The 17,404-nt window shown below is 68.3% G+C and carries 17 protein-coding genes and 3 pseudogenes; 10 read left to right on the top strand and 10 right to left on the bottom strand.

Features of this window, described 5'->3' with window-relative positions:
* Positions 1–2: 2 nt before the first annotated feature.
* From ABZS64_RS33295 to ABZS64_RS33310, 4 genes are read left to right on the top strand one after another with little or no spacing between them, the layout of a single operon-like run.
* Positions 3–932 carry an ABC transporter permease gene (locus ABZS64_RS33295; RefSeq protein ID WP_355837771.1) on the top strand — a complete coding sequence of 310 codons (930 nt, stop codon included), beginning with the start codon at positions 3–5 and terminating at the stop codon, positions 930–932.
* Positions 929–1,915 carry an ABC transporter permease gene (locus tag ABZS64_RS33300; protein ID WP_355837773.1) on the top strand — a complete coding sequence of 329 codons (987 nt, stop codon included), beginning with the start codon at positions 929–931 and terminating at the stop codon, positions 1,913–1,915. Before ABZS64_RS33295 ends, ABZS64_RS33300 begins: the two co-directional genes overlap by 4 nt.
* The gene (locus ABZS64_RS33305; RefSeq protein ID WP_355837775.1) at positions 1,915–2,919 is read left to right on the top strand and encodes an ABC transporter ATP-binding protein; all 1,005 of its coding nucleotides are present in this window, start codon (positions 1,915–1,917) and stop codon (positions 2,917–2,919) included. The genes ABZS64_RS33300 and ABZS64_RS33305 overlap by 1 nt, the downstream gene beginning before the upstream one ends.
* Complete coding sequence (locus tag ABZS64_RS33310) at positions 2,916–3,887, top strand: oligopeptide/dipeptide ABC transporter ATP-binding protein (RefSeq protein WP_355837777.1); 972 nt, start codon at positions 2,916–2,918, stop codon at positions 3,885–3,887. Before ABZS64_RS33305 ends, ABZS64_RS33310 begins: the two co-directional genes overlap by 4 nt.
* A 323-nt stretch (positions 3,888–4,210) precedes the next feature.
* On the opposite strand, the pseudogene ABZS64_RS33315 reads toward ABZS64_RS33310, so the two are convergent.
* The 3 genes and pseudogenes from ABZS64_RS33315 to ABZS64_RS33325 form a co-directional block, all read right to left on the bottom strand.
* A pseudogene (locus ABZS64_RS33315) lies at positions 4,211–4,447 on the bottom strand (transposase family protein); the annotation flags it as partial.
* A 66-nt stretch (positions 4,448–4,513) separates the two neighbouring features.
* Positions 4,514–4,714: a hypothetical protein gene (locus ABZS64_RS33320; protein WP_355837778.1), complete on the bottom strand. Its 201-nt coding sequence runs from the start codon at positions 4,712–4,714 to the stop codon at positions 4,514–4,516.
* A gap of 23 nt (positions 4,715–4,737) precedes the next feature.
* Positions 4,738–4,878 carry a hypothetical protein gene (locus ABZS64_RS33325; protein ID WP_355837780.1) on the bottom strand — a complete coding sequence of 47 codons (141 nt, stop codon included), beginning with the start codon at positions 4,876–4,878 and terminating at the stop codon, positions 4,738–4,740.
* A gap of 263 nt (positions 4,879–5,141) precedes the next feature.
* Here ABZS64_RS33325 and ABZS64_RS33330 point away from each other — a divergent pair, with 263 nt between their 5' ends.
* Complete coding sequence (locus ABZS64_RS33330) at positions 5,142–7,649, top strand: hypothetical protein (protein WP_355837782.1); 2,508 nt, start codon at positions 5,142–5,144, stop codon at positions 7,647–7,649.
* A gap of 193 nt (positions 7,650–7,842) precedes the next feature.
* Here ABZS64_RS33330 and ABZS64_RS33335 read toward each other — a convergent pair whose 3' ends face one another.
* Together ABZS64_RS33335 and ABZS64_RS33340 are read right to left on the bottom strand one after the other, a co-directional pair.
* Positions 7,843–8,505: a helix-turn-helix transcriptional regulator gene (locus tag ABZS64_RS33335; RefSeq protein ID WP_355837784.1), complete on the bottom strand. Its 663-nt coding sequence runs from the start codon at positions 8,503–8,505 to the stop codon at positions 7,843–7,845.
* A 691-nt stretch (positions 8,506–9,196) separates the two neighbouring features.
* Positions 9,197–9,841 carry a hypothetical protein gene (locus ABZS64_RS33340; protein ID WP_355837786.1) on the bottom strand — a complete coding sequence of 215 codons (645 nt, stop codon included), beginning with the start codon at positions 9,839–9,841 and terminating at the stop codon, positions 9,197–9,199.
* Between the two features lie 353 nt (positions 9,842–10,194).
* Here ABZS64_RS33340 and ABZS64_RS33345 point away from each other — a divergent pair, with 353 nt between their 5' ends.
* The 3 genes from ABZS64_RS33345 to ABZS64_RS33355 all read left to right on the top strand — a co-directional run bounded on the left by ABZS64_RS33345 (position 10,195) and on the right by ABZS64_RS33355 (position 12,731).
* The gene (locus tag ABZS64_RS33345; protein ID WP_355837788.1) at positions 10,195–10,593 is read left to right on the top strand and encodes a nuclear transport factor 2 family protein; all 399 of its coding nucleotides are present in this window, start codon (positions 10,195–10,197) and stop codon (positions 10,591–10,593) included.
* A gap of 549 nt (positions 10,594–11,142) precedes the next feature.
* Entirely contained in the window at positions 11,143–11,547 is a 405-nt protein-coding gene (locus tag ABZS64_RS33350; protein WP_355837790.1) for a cupredoxin domain-containing protein, read from the top strand.
* A 209-nt stretch (positions 11,548–11,756) separates the two neighbouring features.
* Complete coding sequence (locus ABZS64_RS33355) at positions 11,757–12,731, top strand: hypothetical protein (RefSeq protein ID WP_355837806.1); 975 nt, start codon at positions 11,757–11,759, stop codon at positions 12,729–12,731.
* 270 nt (positions 12,732–13,001) lie between these two features.
* Here the strand turns inward: ABZS64_RS33355 and ABZS64_RS33360 are convergent.
* The 5 genes and pseudogenes from ABZS64_RS33360 to ABZS64_RS33380 all read right to left on the bottom strand — a co-directional run.
* Positions 13,002–13,124: pseudogene (locus ABZS64_RS33360) on the bottom strand (IS701 family transposase); the annotation flags it as partial.
* A 163-nt stretch (positions 13,125–13,287) separates the two neighbouring features.
* Positions 13,288–13,608, bottom strand: coding sequence for a hypothetical protein (locus tag ABZS64_RS33365; RefSeq protein ID WP_355837802.1), 321 nt, complete (start codon positions 13,606–13,608; stop codon positions 13,288–13,290).
* A 787-nt stretch (positions 13,609–14,395) separates the two neighbouring features.
* On the bottom strand, positions 14,396–14,947 hold the full coding sequence (locus ABZS64_RS33370) for a YciI family protein (protein WP_355837792.1): 552 nt from the start codon (positions 14,945–14,947) through the stop codon (positions 14,396–14,398).
* 32 nt (positions 14,948–14,979) lie between these two features.
* A pseudogene (locus tag ABZS64_RS33375) lies at positions 14,980–15,446 on the bottom strand (transposase); the annotation flags it as partial.
* Positions 15,447–15,506: 60 nt separating this feature from the next.
* The gene (locus tag ABZS64_RS33380) at positions 15,507–15,764 is read right to left on the bottom strand and encodes a hypothetical protein (RefSeq protein ID WP_355837794.1); all 258 of its coding nucleotides are present in this window, start codon (positions 15,762–15,764) and stop codon (positions 15,507–15,509) included.
* Between the two features lie 447 nt (positions 15,765–16,211).
* On the opposite strand from ABZS64_RS33380, the gene ABZS64_RS33385 reads away from it, so the two are divergent.
* Positions 16,212–16,937, top strand: coding sequence for an SDR family oxidoreductase (locus tag ABZS64_RS33385; protein ID WP_355837804.1), 726 nt, complete (start codon positions 16,212–16,214; stop codon positions 16,935–16,937).
* Between the two features lie 10 nt (positions 16,938–16,947).
* The gene (locus tag ABZS64_RS33390; protein ID WP_355837796.1) at positions 16,948–17,298 is read left to right on the top strand and encodes a MerR family transcriptional regulator; all 351 of its coding nucleotides are present in this window, start codon (positions 16,948–16,950) and stop codon (positions 17,296–17,298) included.
* Positions 17,299–17,404 lie beyond the last annotated feature (106 nt).

The raw sequence follows: 17,404 nt of genomic DNA on the forward strand, positions 1-17,404 counted from the left end.
TCATGTCCACCACCATCTCGACATCCGTTCCCGCGGGCAGCGGTCCCTGGCAGCTCGCCCGCGCGGAACTGCGCCGTCGCACCTCCGTGAAGATCTCTCTCGTCGTCGTCGCACTTTTCGCGGTCATGGCCGTGGCCGCCCCGCTGCTGGGCGCGCTGGGCGGCTGGGGCCCCGAGGAGTTCGACAAGTCCGCCATCGACCCCTACCTGGGCGGCCAGCCCCTCGGTCCGCTCGGCGGCGTCTCGGCCGAGCACTGGCTCGGCGTCGAACCCGTCACCGGCCGCGACCTGTTCGCCCGGGTCGTGCACGGCGCCCAGGTCTCGCTGCTCATCGCCTTCGCCGCGACCGCGATCGTCGTCGCCGCCGGGACGGCGGCCGGGATCGCGGCCGGCTACTTCGGCGGCCGCACCGACGCCGTGCTCTCCCGGCTGATGGACCTCACCATGTCCTTCCCCTCCCTCATTTTCATGATCGCGATGATGTCGGTGGCCAAGGACGTCAACCGGATCGTGCTGATGACCGCCGTCATCGGCCTGTTCGGCTGGCCCGGCATCGCTCGCGTCGTGCGCGGCCAGACCCTCTCGCTCAAGCACCGCGAGTACGTCGATGCCGCGCGGGTGGGCGGATCAGGGCCGTGGCGCATCCTGACCCGCGACATCCTCCCGGGCGTCACCGGGCCCGTCATCGCGTACACCACCCTGATCATCCCGGGCATGATCGCCACCGAGGCGGCTCTGAGCTACCTGGGGGTCGGCGTCCGTCCGCCCACCCCCTCCTGGGGCCAGATGATCGCCGAGAGCGTCGCTTTCTACGACACGGACCCCATGTACTTCGTCATCCCGAGCCTCTGCCTCTTCCTCACCGTGCTCGCGTTCACCCTGCTCGGTGACGCGCTGCGGGACATCCTCGACCCGAGAGGAAGCCGCACGTGATCCTCTATCTCGGCCGCAGGCTGCTCGGCGTCGTCGGAGTCCTGATCGCCGTCGCCGCCGTCACCTTCACCATCTTCTACGTCCTTCCCTCCGACCCGGCCGCCGCGGCCTGCGGCAAGTCGTGCAGCGCGGAGCGCCTGGAGGCGATCCGCACCCACATGGGCCTGGACGACCCGCTGTGGCGGCAGTTCACGGACTTCGTCACCGGCATCTTCACCGGACGCACCATGGGCGGCGGCCAGTACGCCCTGCACTGCGGCTTCCCCTGCCTGGGCTACTCGTACGAGAACAGCCAGGGCGTGTGGGACCTGCTGATGGACCGGCTTCCTGTCTCCGCCTCGCTCGCCCTGGGCGCCGCGGTGATCTGGCTGCTCCTCGGGCTCTCCGCCGGAGTCGCCGCCGCCCTGCGCAAGGACACCCTCACCGACCGCGCCCTGATGGTCGGCGCGGTCGCCGCCGCCTCGCTGCCCGTCTACTTCACCTCGGTGATGCTGATCTACGGGCTGATCCGGGTGGCCGGGCTGCTGCCCTATCCCGAGTACGTGCCGTTCGGGTCCGACCCCCTCGACTGGGCCTCCAACCTGCTGCTGCCCTGGCTGGCGCTCGCCATCCTGTACGCCGCCATGTACGCGCGCCAGAGCCGCAGTTCGATGATCGAGACGATGGCGGAGCCGTACATCCGCACTGCCCGCGCCAAGGGCCTGCCGCGCCGCACGGTCGTTGTCAAGCACGGGCTGCGGGCCGGCATGACCCCGATCCTCACCATCTTCGGCATGGACCTGGGCGGCCTGCTCGCGGGCGCGGTGATCACCGAGTCCATCTTCGGGCTGCCGGGCATCGGGCGGCTCTTCTACGGCGCCCTGTCCACCGGCGACCAGCCGGTCATCCTCGGCGTCACGCTGCTCGCCGCCACCTTCATCGTCGTCGCCAACCTGGCCGTCGATCTGCTGTACGCCGTCGTGGACCCGAGGGTGAGGTACTGATGGCAGCCCTTGAATCCCTTCTGTCCGTACGAGATGTGACGGTCACCTTCCCGACCAAGCACGGTCCGGTACGGGCCGTCGACTCCCTCTCCTTCGAGGTACGGCAGGGGCAGACCCTCGGCATCGTCGGCGAGTCCGGCTCCGGCAAGTCGGTCACCTCCATGGCCGTGATGGGCCTGCACACCGACGCCGAGGTCACCGGCTCCATCACCCTCGGCGGCCGGGAACTGGTCGGCCTGGCCGAGCGCGAGCTGAACCGGCTCCGTGGCAGGAAGATGGCGATGATCTTCCAGGATCCGCTCTCCAGTCTCCATCCGTACTACACGGTCGGCGAGCAGATCGCCGAGCACCACCGGGTGCACTTCGGCTCCGGCCGCAGGGTTGCCCGTGAACGCGCGGTGGAAGCGCTGGCCGAAGTCGGCATCCCCGAACCCCGTCGCCGGGCGGGCGAGTACCCGCACCAGTTCTCCGGCGGCATGCGCCAGCGTGTGATGATCGCGATGGCGCTGGTCTGCGAACCCGACCTGCTCATCGCGGACGAGCCGACCACGGCCCTGGATGTCACCGTGCAGGCCCAGATCCTGGAGCTGATCGCCCGGCTCCAGCAGGAGCGGGGCCTCGCCGTCATCATGATCACGCACGATCTGGGGGTGGTCGCCCGGATCGCCCACGAGGTGCTGGTGATGTATGGGGGGCGGGCCGCCGAACAGGCCCCGGTCGACGCCCTGTTCGCGTCCCCGGCCCACCCCTACACCCGGGGCCTGCTCGACTCCCTCCCGCGTCTCGACGACAGCGACGACGCGCCACTGCGGGCGATCCCCGGCAGCCCGCCGTCCCTGCTCACCCCCGCTCCCGGCTGCGCGTTCGCGCCGCGCTGCCCGCGACCGGCCGCCGGTTCCGCCGAGGAGCGGTCCCGCTGCGAGACCGAGCGCCCCGCACTCCGCGGACCGGCCGGGCACCCGGCCGCCTGCCACTTCCCCGCGTACGAAGGCATCACCTCATGACCACTGAACCCCTGTTGTCCGTACGGGACTTGACGATGACCTTCCCCGGACGACGACGTGCGAGCCCGGTGCGGGCCGTCGACGGCATCAGCTTCGACGTCGCGGCGGGCGAAACTCTGGGCCTGGTCGGGGAGTCCGGCTGCGGCAAGTCCACCACCGGCCGCATGATCGTACGGCTCCTCGAACCCACCACCGGCTCGATCACCTACGACGGCCACGACATCAGCCACCTGTCCCAGCGCGAACTCAAGCCACTGCGCCGCGAACTCCAGATGGTCTTCCAGGACCCGCACTCCTCCCTCAACCCGCGCCAGACCGTGGCCCGGATCATCTCCGACCCCCTTCTGGCGCAAGGGAGTTCGTCGGCGGACGCACGCAAGCGGGCGGCCGAGCTGATGGACCTGGTCGGGCTCATCCCCGAGCACATCGACCGCTATCCGCACGAGTTCTCCGGCGGCCAGGCCCAGCGCATCGGCATCGCCCGCTCGCTCGCCACCAGCCCCCGGCTGGTCGTCGCCGACGAGCCCGTCTCCGCCCTCGACGTCTCCGTACAGGCCCAGATCGTCAACCTCATGGAACGCCTCCAGCAGGAGCTCGGCCTGGCCTACCTCTTCATCGCCCACGACCTCTCCGTCGTCAAACGGGTCTGCGACCGGGTCGCCGTCATGTACCTCGGCCGGATCGTCGAAATCGGCGACAAGGAACGGGTCTACGCCGCCCCCGCCCACCCCTACACCCGGGCACTGCTCTCCGCGGTGCCCCTGCCCGACCCCGCAGCCGAGCGGGCCCGCGAGCGCATCACGCTCCTGGGCGACCCGCCCAGCCCGGCCGCTCCCCCACCGGGCTGCACCTTCCACCCGCGCTGCGCCAAGGCCCAGGCAATCTGCCGCACCGAGGCGCCACTGCTGCGGATCGCCCCACCGGGCGAGCCGCGGGAGGTCGCCTGCCACTTCCCTGAGGCGGCCTGAACACGGTTGTGCCCCGGATCCGCACAACGGATCCGGGGCACAACTGTTCCGTCCTGGCTAGGACTTGTGACCTTACAAGCTCGTGCGTGATTAGCGTGAGGTCGTGCCGGGGTAGCGGCCGGTGTTGTGATCACGTCTGTGCGGCGGGCAGTGCGAGTGCCTTGGTGTGTTGGGTTGCTTGTTGGTCGGTGAGGAGACCCGCCGCTGCGCGGATGGGCGGTGACGTCGGCAAGGTTTCGCAACCGCAGGCCGCCTGCGATGCGGCAGCCGCGGTCGGCGAGGAGAGGCCGGATTTCCCCGACCGCGCGGGTGATCGTCGACCGGTCAACCTGAAACCAGCAGGCCAGGACATCGTGTGTGACGCCGTGCCGAAGGTGGACAAGGGTGGCCAGCAGCCGGTCGACGAAGACCAGCCTGTACTTCGCACCCGCACCGACGGCTCGCCGACGCGGACGATCAGCCAGTTCGGCATCTCTTCGAGCCTGCCACACCGGCCCCAACTCCGCCACCAGATCAGCAATCACGACCGCCGAAAGCCCCGTGATCCGACGCTCCGACATGATCAACCTACGTGCCTCAACCCCCACCACAAACGGTCCAACGACCCGCTCTAGCCATCGTCACCGCTAACCATGCACGAGGTCGTTAGTCTCGGACGGACCGAGCGGTGCAAGGTCGTAACGCCAGATCCAGCCGCCGAACTCCAGGTGACCGTCGCCCTTCTCCTGCCCCGTCAGCCAGCCAATGGCGCGCGGCGGGTCGAGCACCTGGACCTTGTTGACCACCTGGTAGTCACCGTTTGGATGGTTGGCGTGATACATGTCCATCCGGAAAATCTGCCCCACCTCGGTCAGCGGCGCCCGGTCGACAGATTCCTGAACCCAGCCGGTGCATCGATCGCAGAATGGGTCGTCGGGTCCGCCAGCACCGCGAACACCCTCGCGGCGGGCACGGCGACAGTCAGGGTGGCGCTCACGTTCTCCTGGTCCACGGTGTGCACGCTCCTTGTCATCTCATCTCGGGCCTCCCGCAGGCGCGGAAGGGGGACGTTCCCAACATGCAGACGACGTTATCTGGGGTCGCCCCGAGGGTTCAGGCATGTGAGGGACGGGGCCAGTAGGCCACGTGCCTTACGGATATCTGGGGGTTCGTGAGGCACGTACGGCACCGCTGGCACGCCAAACGTTTCGGTCGAAAATGGCGGTCCCCGGGTTCCCCGGACACGGGCGGTGGGCCGCCGGTTGAATACTGGCCATGGCATACCGACCGAGAGCGCGCTGGGTGATGGCTCCGGTGTTCTTCGTGGCGGCGCTGGCCGGCGGTGGCGTGCTGCTCCAGGGCCTGGGTGCCTCGGCGTGGTGGGCCGCGCCGGGAGCGGCGATCCTGACGGTGGTTCAGGATGCCGCCCTGCGCCCGTGGCTGGAGCGGCGCCAGGCGGGGGGCCAGGCGGACCGGGCCGCGGTGGCGGCGCTGCGGGCGCACATGGGCCGCCGGGGTGCGCTGCCCCTGGTGACCGCGGCCGATCCCCTCCGGCTCGGCGTGCACCGGGCGGTCGCGCTGCCGGAGGACACCGTCCGCCTGCCGCACGACCCGCAGCCGGACCCGTACCTGCCGACCTGGGTGGAGCGCGGCAGCTACCCCGCGCTGATTCGCTGGCTGCGCGAGGAGGCGGCGGCCAGGGGTGGATTCCTGCTGATCGTCGGCGACTCCTCGGTGGGCAAGACCCGGCTGGCGTACGAGGCGGTACGGGAGGCGCTGCCCCGGTTCGCGCTGCTCCACCCGGATGACGCCGCCCTGGTCACCGAGGTGGCCGATGCGACCTTCCGGCTGCCCAGGCTGGTGATCTGGCTGGACGAGCTGGAGCGCTACCTGGTCGAACCCCAGCGCACGCTCACCCTGCCGGTAGTGCGGAGACTGCTGGAGTCACCCACCCCGGTCGTGCTGGTCGGCACCCTGTGGCCGGAGACGTACAGCAGGCTGGTCGCCCAGGGGCCGGATCGGACACCCGCCCACCCCGCAGCCCACGCGGTGCTCACCTTTCCGGGAGTGAACCGGCTCTTCCTCGAAACCTTCGACGCCGTCGAGCGCGCGGCGGCCGAGCGGCTCGCCCGGACGGACGGGCGGATGGCGGCGGCGACCGCGGACCGGCGGCACGGGGTGACCGAGGTGCTCGCGGGCGGTCCGGCCACGGTGTGGCGGTGGCAGGAGGCGCCGTCGGCCGCGAAGGCGGTGATCACCGCAGCGATCGACGCCCATCGGATCGGCCTGCGTGTCCCGCTCACCGCGGAGCTGCTGTGCGCGCTCGCCCGGGCCTACCTGCCCGCCCCGGAGGAGGACGACGCCTGGTTCACCCCCGCCCTGGCCGAGGTGACGACCGTCCGCCGGAGCGACGGCGTCATGGCGCCCCTGGCACGGGTGGCCGACTCGGAGAACCGCCGGACCGTCGGCCACGTGGTGTCCGACTTCCTGCTCCAGCACGGCATCCGCACCCGGGCGGACGTGCCGGTCCCGGAGCCCGTCTGGGGGGAGATCGCCCGCCGGGTCACCGACCCCGACGAGCTGTGCCGGGCCGCCGCGACCGCCGAGCAGACCCAGCCCACGGCTGCCGAGGCGCTCTACCGCTCGGCGCTGCACGCCGGCAGCGCCGAGGCGCGTACTGGACTGGCCGCCCTGCTCGTAGCCCGGGACCGGCTCGCCGAGGCGGAACAGCTGCTGCGCACGGCGATCGCCGACGGCCACCCGGAGCACCGCGGCGGCCTGGCCTACCTGCTCGAATGGCAGGGCCGGATCGACGAGGCCGCCGAGACCTGGCGGGAGACGAGCGCCGCCGGCGACCCGGACGGCCGGCGCGCGCTCACCGACCTGTTCCACGCCCACCGCCGGGCGGCCGACGCCGGACGGCTCTGGCTGGACGCCGTCGCCGCCAGCGAACCGCGGGCCCACAGCGGTCTGGCCGACCACCTGGAGCTGTGCGGCGACACCGAGGCGGCCGAGCGGGCGTGGCGCGCGGCGGTCGAGGCCGGCGAGCCTGGTGCCGTGATCGGACTGGCCGACCAGCTCGGACACCAGGGCCGGACGGCGGAGCAGTCCGGGCTGTGGTCGCAGGCGCTCACCGCCGGGCCAGCCGACGTGTACAGCGCCAAGGCGCGCTGGCGGGAGCGTTCCGGGAGTTCGGCGCTGGACGACTGGCACCTCGCCGTCCAGTTCGGCGACCACCTCAGCACCCCGGAATGGAGCCGCCTCCTGCGCGAGTCGACCAACCTGCTGTACCTGCCGGCGATGGCGGCGTCGATGATGCCGGGGCCTGTGACGCCCGGGATGTACGACCACTTCCGTCACATTGAGGGCGTCCACTTGCACGCGGCCCTGGTCCGCCGGGCCGCTGCGGCTGCCGCCGCGCGGGACCACCTCGACCTGATGCTCTTTCTCGTCGGCGCCGAGCAGCGGATGCGCGGAGCCGGCGAGCGCGGCCGTGCCGGCCTCGCCGAACTCGTCCGGGTACGCCAGCGGCTCGCCGCCGGACCGTCCTCCGCGGTCCGGCAGGTGGTCATCCACCATCAGCTGGTCCGGGACGCGCGGCACGGCCGGGCCGCCGAGACTGTCGTCGGGTACCTCCCCGTGAACGGCATGCCGATGGTGATGCCCGTCGTGGCCGTCAGGACGACCTGCCCGGGCTGCGGATCCGCCGTCGCGGACATGTCGCGCCCGTTCTGCCCCGACTGCGGTGCCCGCCTCGATCAGCCTCGGGCCGACCGGGCGTGACGTGCACGAAGGAGCGGACGGTCGCCTGCCGGGCAGTAAGGAGCGCCGGGCGCGGGTGGTGGTAGGCGCGCCGAGGGTCGGGTCGAAGGCGGGGCGGCCAGGGCCTCGGTCGTTGCTTCCGGCCTGAGCGGCCGGTGAGCCGGTGTCAGTGTGTGCGCGTTCTCGTGCGGCGTGGGAACCGCTCTGAAAACGCTCACCGGTGGGCGTGCTCGGCGGCCCGGGTGACGTCCGCGGCGAGGTCCGGGTTCTCGCGGTTCCACTGCGCACACGCAGTCTCCCAGTCGGCCTGGGTCCGGCGGAGCGCCTGGTGGAGGCGTTCGGCCGGTACCGCGAAGACGCCTTCGTGCTCGGGCTTGCCGTACTCGTGTGGTCCGTACACCGGGGGTAGCCAGGCCCCGTCGATGCTCGCGCCCCGCTCGACCACGGGCCTGGTGAAGAACGGGGTGGACACCCGCCAACCCCAGCCTTCCCGGCTGGGGTCCGGCTCCCAGGTGTCCCGGGGGCCGCTCATCTTGTCCGGGGCGTGGCCGCGGGTTTCCCACTCCCGGTAGGTCTCTGGGTGCCAGCCGAGCTCGGACGCCATCGTCGTGCGGCTCTTGCCGATCCGCACTCGCAGGTGGACGATCCGCTCTCCGTCACCCGGGAGGTCGCACAGGTTGAGCGGGTCGTCCAGGCCGACCGCCCGGGCCAGGCGTGGCAGGACCTCGGCTCGCGGGTGCCGCTGACCGCTCAGGTAGAAGCTGACCGCCCGGTCGCTGGTGCCGGCCGCCCTAGCGATCTCGGCGACGGTCAGGCCGCGTACCTCCCGCGCGGTGCGCAGACGCAGGCAGTCGAAGTTGTACGGAGCCTCGGACACGGTGAACCCCCATCAGCCGGTCTGAACAGACCACATGCTCGCATGATCCGGTGGTTCGTTCAGACCACCCACCTCCGCGCCCTGAACAGCCAACGGAGCCAACCGAAACGGCAGTTTGTTCAGGGTGCGTGCCGTACAGCTCGACTACTTGCCTGACGTGCCTGAACGTCGTAGATACGCGCTGGCCTGCACCGGAGGCCCAGCAACACTAGATAAGGCCCGCGGCGAGGCGGAACTCATCGATCGTGTGGGCGAAACCCGCACCCGTGCCACCAATGGCGGGCTTGTAAGGGTCAAGCTTCGACGCCGGGGAGGCAGCTTCTCCGCGGCTCAGGCACGCCGACGACTGCAGTACCGGCCGGAGTTACTCGCCGGACTTCTTGCGAAGACCGGACTCGACCCACAGCCGCCGTAACACCCGCAGAGAGAACTCTCTAGGAAGTCGCCTTCGTGGACGGCGTATTCGTAGGCGAGGGTGGTGTAGGCATCCAGGCGGCGGGGGTGCAGATGGTGGCCGCGTGGCTCGCGTGATCTCGGGTGGGGTACGGCCGCGGTCCGCTTGCGCGTCGTTGCGGCCCGCCGGGTGGGACTGACCTTCAGGAGTGGTTCAACCGGAATCGGCGTTTCTGGGGGAAACGTTCTTGCTCCGGGTCAAGATTGTCAATCAAGTCCATCAGGGCTACTTGCAGGTCTACCAAGCGTGGATGCCGTCCCTCAAGTGAAGCCAGTTTGGCGATGCTGTCGGACAGACGCGTGAACCAAGCAGCGAACTCTGGGGCCGATTCCAGTCGCGCACAGAACTCCGGATATCCGATGCAGCCATCAGCGTCTTTGTCATCCTTTTGACCAGTTCCCCGATAGCCCTCTGATCGCTGCGAAACAACTGAAAGTGTCGGTCTGAATAGCTGTCGTCGTTCAGAACGCTGCCAATGCGCGCAAATAGCGTCACAACTCTACGGTTGGCTTCTTGGTTGCCGAGATCAAGAAAATAGATGCGGTGCCTGAGAATCTCAACCCATCCGAGGTACTCGGCGAGCACATGCAAGGTGCTGCGGACTGCATAGAGCTGGTCATGAGGTTGCACAAAGTGCACTCTCAAAAAGCCTTGGCCGGCAATGTTGTAGAGGCGGGACTGAAAATCGAAAGCAGCCCAGAGTAGCGGGTCGCGAAACCGGCTCATGACGTCCTGCCGCTCCAGTATGCGCTGACGCTCGGCCGACTGTCGCTCCAGGTCGTCTTTGAGGAGGGAATTCTTTCCATTTACTTGGGCACTGTAGGCTACGCTCGCCAGGGCCACAACCCCGGAAAGGGATGCCACGATCAGTTCCGTATTCACGGCAGGAATCGGGAAATTCCATGCGTCATGATCTCTGGCTGCCCAAGGTCGACGTCCTCGCAAACAGGGTTTGCGCCGAATGAACCATTCGTGCGCTGTCCTAAAAGGACCTCGAAGACCTGGGGCGCGCGGTTCGCACCATCTTCGGCCCTGCTCTCGTATAGCTACGGCGAACTGACATGCAGTACTGCGTATTTACGAAAAGACCCGTACGACACCGACCGCGAAACCCGCGGCGCCGTCATGTACCAGGCCCGCCAAGCCGAAGCCCACCTCGCCCTTGGCGACATCAATGCTGCGCGCAGCGCTCATGTCGACGGTGCTACCCCGATCGACGGGTGCATGATGAAGGCATGAGCGACCGCGACGATTTCCTGGCGTGGGTCAAGACCGCCCTGTACGAGGCGGAGCTTGCGCTGCACAACGGCAACGCGGCCCCCCGTCGGGCGCTCTGGTCACGCAACGAGCCTGTGAGCGTCCTGGGGGCGTGGCGCAACGCCAACGGCCAGCAGGGGCTCGACCAGCTCTTTGCCACCCTCGGGACGAGCTTCTCCGACTGCACCTCGTACGCGTTCGAACTGCAGGCGTACGACGTTGTGGGCGACATGGCCTATACGGCCGGCCTCGAGCACACCTCCGTCTCCGTCGACGGACAGCCGCGCACCTACACGCTGCGGGCCACCCAGGTGTACCGCCGCGAGAACAGCGAATGGAGAGTGGCCCATCGCCATGGCGACACCGTGACCGAGTGAAAGTGGATGGCGCACCATAGAGCGCCCCCACTGTCACTGCCACGGCGATCTGCCCCACCCAGTCGAACTGCCCCGACCGACTGCACGCTCCACCACCTCTCCGCCCGTCGAGCAGATTAGCTCTGCTGCCGAGAGAATCAGGCGCAGCGTCCACTCGGCGGCCTGCATCTCCCGCAGCCGCGTGTGTACCTCAGCCTTCTTGGTGTCGAGATCTCCCTGCGCAGTGTCGGGCAGAGCGCCACCCGACGGGTCTCGTGGCTCCTCGCCCTGCAACCGCCTCGAATTCGGGGTGGCCGGTCAGGAGGTCCCGGCGGTGCAGCTGGGTCAGAGCGGTGGCGCAGAGCAGCCCGGTCGCGAGCAGCGCCACGGCACCCCACTGACCTCCGCGCCCGGAATGAAGCGCGACTCCCGTCGGCATTCAGGTGAACGGCGCTGCGCCTGGCGGTACCGCTCTGGCGAGCGCCACCGAGGACGGTGAACCTGAATGCGGCGGCCGATCACCGGCCGCGCCCAGACCACGGCATCCCTCGTCGGAAAGGTCAGTCCGGCATGTCACTCACCTATGCGCACCGGGTCCACGCCGCCCTCAGAGTCGGCGGAGCCTGCGTCCTGCTCGCCCTGGCCGGCTGCTCGAACAACGGCAACGACACCACCCCCGCCACCACCAGCGCCTCTTCCGCCCCGAGCACCTCCAACACCGGTGCAGCGCACATCGCGATCAAGAACTTCACGTTCAGCCCGGCGAATCTTCAGGTGAGCCCCGGGACGAAGGTCATCGTCGAGAACCAGGACTCGGTCACGCACACCGTGACCGCCACCGGGGACAAGGCATTCGACACCAGCGACATTGATGCCGGCGAAACAGCCACCTTCATCGCTCCGTCCACGTCCGGCAGCTACCCCTACATCTGCACCATCCACCCGACCATGAAAGCCACCCTCACCGTGAGCTGACGCCAGGGCTCGATGCCCCCGTGTCGACTCCCCGCCGCGCGACCATTCGCCGACACCAGCGGCCACCGCGGTTGCGCCCCCTCAGCCAGTTCGCAGCCCCGAGACGACGTGGGCGCCGAGGAGGCCAAGAACATGCCCATCAAACTCGCCTGGTGCGAGGACTGATCCCCCCGCTTCGGCCGCACGCAGCGGGCCGCCCGGGAATCGAAGTGCTCAAGACTTTTCCGCAAATCGACGCGATCGTCCAGGGTGACGGCGAGCCAGCCATCCATAGGCTGGCGCTCGCCTCGGTCGGCGCCGACCACCCGGACCTCATGCCCAATGTCGTTACCCGAGGAAGAGTCAGTGCCAGGCGCACAGCCCTCTCCGATCTCGCAACGGCACCTACCCCGGACTTCGACGACTGGTTCGCCGACGTCGCGGCTCTGGAGAAGAACGACAAGGTCACCATCACGACCCGCTCCCTCCCGCTCGAGGGGTCACGCGGTTGCTGGTGGGGCCAGACGAGCCATTGCACATTCTGCGGCATCGACGACTGGTTCAAGGACCTGTTCGCCCGCATCCCGACGATCTATCACCTCGTGCCACCCATCAGCCGATCGCTGGTCCAGATCACTCGCTTCGCGCCACTGCAGGCCTACCCCTGGCGGTTCGACATCTCTGTCCGGGCGACGCACGACTGGCGCTACGACGTGATGTTCTCAAAGGACTTCCTTCGGCGGTCGGGGATGCAGCTCGACAACTACGCCTACTGCTTCAAGCGCACGTTCGACACCCCGCCAGAGCTCGCCGAAGCTCACCGGATCCTGGTCCACCAGATCGAGCACTGGAAGAACCAGCACCGGAGAAGAGACGTCATGCTCTTCTGGGAGCGCACTCAAGCCGGTGCCCGGTTCACGGACTCCCGGTTCGGTCCACCGGTCCTGCTCGATGTGGACGAGGTTGTCTGGCGGGTCTACAAGGAGTTCGACCGGAATCCGCGCTCGGTCTCCGACGTCCGTCGCGCTTTGAGCACTGAAGGCATCGCTCCCGACGCCGTCGACGCAGCATTGGAGCACCTCGTCGCCGAGCGGCTGGTGTGGCGCGAGGGCCGGCAGGCGCTGGGACTCGCCCTGCCTGCGGACGTCATGCGCGCCCACTCGACGTCGAACTGGAAGGCCGAATGGATCAGCCTTCGTGAATGACCGGACCACGAACTGCACCCGGTGATGGACAACTACGCCGCCCGACGTCCAGACCACGGCGACCCTCGACAGCTCCTGCACCACTGCGACGTGGTCTCGATCAACGGACCCAGCCACCCAGGGGTGACCGAGGTTCGGGAGCCGTGTTCGTTCCGGTTGGACGCACCCTGGGAGAGCAGCTGCCTCGCGGTGCCGGCCGGCGACGACAACCCAAAGGTGCGGATCTTGCGGGCGCTGACCGTGGCCCTTGCCAAGGATCTCGGCCCAGCTGCCGGCCTGCTCGGCCAGCCGCCAGCAGTTCTTGCGCTCGACACCCGACACCAGCCCGAGCAGATAGGCGCGGGCGGTCACCCGGGGCTCAACCCGCCCGAACCGACCCGCGATCCGGGCCATGACCTGGTCCCAACATCGCCCGCCAACGGACAGGGTCTACGCCCTGGCCCACGGCCACAGCACGATCTTCAGGAATCCACACAACCCCCGATGACCACGCGGTGGCCGCGTCTGTTTCCCAGCCTGCTCCTGCGTCGCTTCGGGCGCGATGCGACGCCGTTCCCTATGCCGTGCCGGGACCGTCGAGGAAGCGAAGCAGCACGGCGGCCTCCGCGCGGAGCTGCGCGGCTCGGTCAGCATGCGCGGGCGCAGTCAACTGCGCTGCAACTTCCAGTCGCTCGGCGGCCTCGGCGCGCACGACATCCACCACACTGCGCTCGCTCAGCTCACGCCGCGCTGCTTCGGTGGCGCCGACACCAGCCGGCGACTGCTCAATGGCCAAGCCGCGGAGCTCAGCTTCGTCCACAGGCACCGCCTCAGCGTTGTCCAGCGCAGCAAGTGTTGCGCGCAGGGCGCTCACCGCGGCCTTGTCACGGGCGCGCATCGCTTCCGGCAGTGCTTGACGCATACGAAGACGTACAGACATGCCGGTGACCTTATGGCGGCGCCCCGGGACCCACAACGCGATATACGTGCAGCACCAGACCTCCCGCCAACTGAGGCGCTACACCCTCGACAAGATCGCGAAGTCAGACTGAACTACTAGGGCGTTTCTTGTGGCTCACCGTGGGGGCGAGACGATGCGTGCCATGCCTGCTGAAGACCCTGCTCGTTGCCTTTTGACCTCGTATCCCGAACGGCGTCCCGATCTTGATCACCCGTTCGGGGCTCGAGGTTAGAACGACAAGCCAAGGCCCCCCTCGGCTGCGGCGGTTACAGGTCGATGAAGGGCACCATCGCGGGCGAGGAAGCTGAGTTGATCCCCGCGTTGATCAAGTCCGGCCCGGCCCAGCCGTCGCCGGTCTGGGCTGAGGAGAACCTGTGCCCCGTCCCAGCCGGCCCTCGGCGCTGACAAGCTCATCGGCCCCCGCGAAGACATCGGTTGCGTGATCCCTCCTTCGAGGGGGGAACGTGCGGCCGCCAGGCCGCGTCCTTCCAGGCGTGATCGAACTCCTCGCCCCCTCCAGCCCTTACAACTACGAAGAGCAGGATCTGCGGATCATCGCTGTGACGGCCAGGTTGCAGCCGACTACTGCAACACCCCACCAACGGTCTTGGAAGCGATTGAGTTGGGGTCAGGCCGGCCCGGCGGGACGGCTGGTGGATGATCAGTGGGCGGCCTGTCGAGCGAGCGGCCCGGCCATGACGTGGAAGGCCGGCGACGCCTCGGTTCATGACGGCCGCCCGCCGAACTGCCAGTTGTGAACTTCGATGTCGGCGTATCGGTCCGGGGTGAGGGCGCCGCGTGCCGTATCCGGGTCCGATGCCCGCACCAGCACCGCCGTACCCAGCCAGGTGGCGCCGTCGTCAGACAGCAGCGGCCCGTACGCGATCAACTCCTCCTGGCCGGGCGGCACGGCAAGGTCGGCAGCCTGGCCCGTGCCGAGGCCGAGCACCAGGTACCGGTTGCCACCGGTGCGGCCACCGGGGAAATCCCACATGGTGCGCCCCAACATGTTGCGCCACCGGCGCAGCAGCACGTCGCGGTACACGCCTGCTTGGTAGCCAGGCTCGTCGAAGGCGAACGCGCGGGCGGCGGCGGGATCTGGCAGGTCGACGATGTGCACGCTACCGGTGGGCGCCTCGCCGTCGCCGGTCATGGTCGGACCGCGGGCGATCATCTCCGTCGCGTACCGGTCCATATAGGACCAGTGCTCTTCCAACAGCTCGTGGCGCAGCGCCATTGAGCCGGGCCGATCGCGGTGATAGCAGAAGAACTCCATGCCCACAGTCTTCATCATCACGCGCAACCCGCTTACAACGGCTCACACCATGAGCCGAGTTGGCGGCGGGTTGTGAGACAGCAGGCCACTTTGAGGAACGCTTCATCGATATCGGCTCGTCGTTCCCAGCGGATTCTGACGCGTTCGAAGCTGTCGAGCTGGGCGAAGGTTCACTCGAACACCCATCGGCAGGTTCCCAGGCCAGGTCCATGCCAGGTGCCCCGGCAGGCGATGGCCGGCACAATGCCCAGGGGCCCGGACCTCGTCATAGCAGACGTCGTGGTCGTAACCGCGGTCAGCGAAACGGGAGTCGGACTTTCGGCGCGGGTGCCCGACGCGGCCCCGGACGGGTCGGATCGCCCCGTGGGATCGCTTGAGTGGCATGAGCTGGGTGACGTCGCTGCGGTTTCCGCCGGTGAGGATCACTGCGGGGTATGCCGTGTCCGTCGCAGATCACCTGGTGATTGGAGCCGGCCCCGCCCCGGCCGACCGGCGAAGGTCAGTCAACGGCACACACAGACCAACGACCGGCTGTCCCAAAGAAACTGCATGGCCGATGTCAGACGTTTCCGGGCTCCAGCTCGAACGTAAAATAGATGCTCAGCGTGTACGGCTCGTCCTCGTCGTGCGCGAAATCCCATGAAACATCCACCAGGAAGACTTTCTGTTCCCCCACCCACACGTGCGCTTTCCTGAAGGCTTCCGCGACGGTTGTGGCGGAGAACAGCTTCCTGGCCATGGGATGCACCTGACTCTCGGCGTCCCTGTCGTCGAAACCCTCCGGAACGACCAGGCAAAGGTTGGGATCGAGCTCCATGAACTGCACCCTTTCCAATCGATGACAAGCACGAGTCGACAGAGGCTGAACCTCCGAACGCGACGCCCGGAAAGACCACCGCACACCCGGAAGGGTTGCCCCTGCCGGCCACACGGCAAGATGTCGCCGCCCCGGGAAGCAGGAGCCCATCGCCCCCAACCCTGTTCTGGAACGGTGGTCGCGGGAGCTTCAGACGAGCACCCGTGCCCACTCCAGCAGCGCCGTCAGCCGGGCCGCGCGGCGGGCAGCTACACATAGATTCGCCGGGTCTGGTGACACGTCGGCCGACCCGCCGCATTCGGTGGATCCGGCTGCGTGCAGGCGTTTCGCAGCCCTCACCTCACCCCCCATCAAAACCCACTACAGCCCTAGAGCTTGACCTTGACCCCGGGGTCAAGGTTTAGCGTCCCGACCATGGAAAAGACGAACACCCTTCAGGGCCGGGCAGTGCTCATCACCGGCGGAGGCACCGGGATCGGCCGTGCGACGGCCCGGCAGTTCGCCGCCGCGGGCGCCGAGGTTCTCATCATCGGGCGGACTGTCGAACGCTTGGTGGAGACCGCCCAAGAACACCCGCGCATACGCACGTTCGTCGCCGACATCGCCGCGCCGAACGCCCCGGCCGAGATCGTCGCCGCCGCGCTCGACTCATCCGGCCGCATCGATGCCCTGGTCAATAACGCTGCGATCACTCGTCCGGCTCCGCTCGAGGCGATCGACCGGAAGGTCGCCGAGGAACAGCTCGCCACCAACCTTCTCGCCCCGATGTTTGTCACCCAACATGCTCTGCCACACCTGGGCGCGGGCGGCACCATCGTCAACGTCACATCCAACCCGCCCCACTACGGCTGGCCGAACAACTCGGTCTACGGATCCACAAAGGTGGCTCTCGACTTTCTGACCCATACCTGGGCTGTCGAACTTGCGCATCGCGGCATTCGCGTTGTCTCAGTGGCTCCCGGGGTCACCGCGACACCGGTGCTGAGCCACGCCGGTTTCTCGGACGAGCAGATCGCCGCGGCGGGAAAGGACCTTCGGGCCCGGATCCCGCTTGGGCGCCTCGCCCGACCGGAGGAAATCGCCTGGTGGATCGTCAACGCGGTGCGCCCCGAAGCCAGCTATCTCACCGGCTCGGTCATTCGAGTCGACGGCGGCCTGAGCACGGGTGGATGAAGATAGGACAATGCTCATCGGAGAACTGGCAAACAAGGTCGGCACCACCATCCGGGCACTGCGCTACTACGAGCAGCAGGGCCTGCTCCACCCCCGGCGCGCGCCGAACGGCTACCGGGAATATGACGAGTCGAAGGTCACCCAGGTGGGCAAGATCAAACTGCTGCTCTCACTCGGCCTCACCGCCAATGACGTCCGCTCCTTCCTGCCCTGTCTCGATCAAGACATCGCCGACGGTCCCATCTGTCCCGCGAGCGCGCAGGTCATCACCCGCAGGCTCACCGACGTGGAGGAGAAGATCGCCGCACTGGACCTCGTCCGCAAACACCTCCTCGAAGCACTGGCCCAGGTCAGCGGCTAGGGCGTGTCTCTTAGGCGCTGTTTCTCGGATCTCCTGACGTGAGTGGGGTGTTGGGGCAGGCTGGCGGTATGGGCCGTGGGGATCTGACGAATGCGGAGTGGGATCG

Origin of the sequence: Streptomyces sp. NPDC005408 (assembly GCF_040606445.1) — a bacterium.
Taxonomy (GTDB): Bacteria; Actinomycetota; Actinomycetes; order Streptomycetales; family Streptomycetaceae; genus Streptomyces.

What these genes read in the sequence shown, in the direction of transcription:
- ABZS64_RS33365 (WP_355837802.1), bottom strand. Translation starts at nt 13,608, where the DNA reads ATGCGCGCCCGTGACAAGGCCGCGGTGAGCGCCCTGCGCGCAACACTT.
- ABZS64_RS33350 (WP_355837790.1), top strand. Translation starts at nt 11,143, where the DNA reads ATGTCACTCACCTATGCGCACCGGGTCCACGCCGCCCTCAGAGTCGGC.
- ABZS64_RS33295 (WP_355837771.1), top strand. Translation starts at nt 3, where the DNA reads ATGTCCACCACCATCTCGACATCCGTTCCCGCGGGCAGCGGTCCCTGG.
- ABZS64_RS33390 (WP_355837796.1), top strand. Translation starts at nt 16,948, where the DNA reads ATGCTCATCGGAGAACTGGCAAACAAGGTCGGCACCACCATCCGGGCA.
- ABZS64_RS33320 (WP_355837778.1), bottom strand. Translation starts at nt 4,714, where the DNA reads ATGGACATGTATCACGCCAACCATCCAAACGGTGACTACCAGGTGGTC.
- ABZS64_RS33305 (WP_355837775.1), top strand. Translation starts at nt 1,915, where the DNA reads ATGGCAGCCCTTGAATCCCTTCTGTCCGTACGAGATGTGACGGTCACC.
- ABZS64_RS33345 (WP_355837788.1), top strand. Translation starts at nt 10,195, where the DNA reads ATGAGCGACCGCGACGATTTCCTGGCGTGGGTCAAGACCGCCCTGTAC.
- ABZS64_RS33370 (WP_355837792.1), bottom strand. Translation starts at nt 14,947, where the DNA reads ATGGAGTTCTTCTGCTATCACCGCGATCGGCCCGGCTCAATGGCGCTG.
- ABZS64_RS33310 (WP_355837777.1), top strand. Translation starts at nt 2,916, where the DNA reads ATGACCACTGAACCCCTGTTGTCCGTACGGGACTTGACGATGACCTTC.
- ABZS64_RS33330 (WP_355837782.1), top strand. Translation starts at nt 5,142, where the DNA reads ATGGCATACCGACCGAGAGCGCGCTGGGTGATGGCTCCGGTGTTCTTC.
- ABZS64_RS33380 (WP_355837794.1), bottom strand. Translation starts at nt 15,764, where the DNA reads ATGGAGCTCGATCCCAACCTTTGCCTGGTCGTTCCGGAGGGTTTCGAC.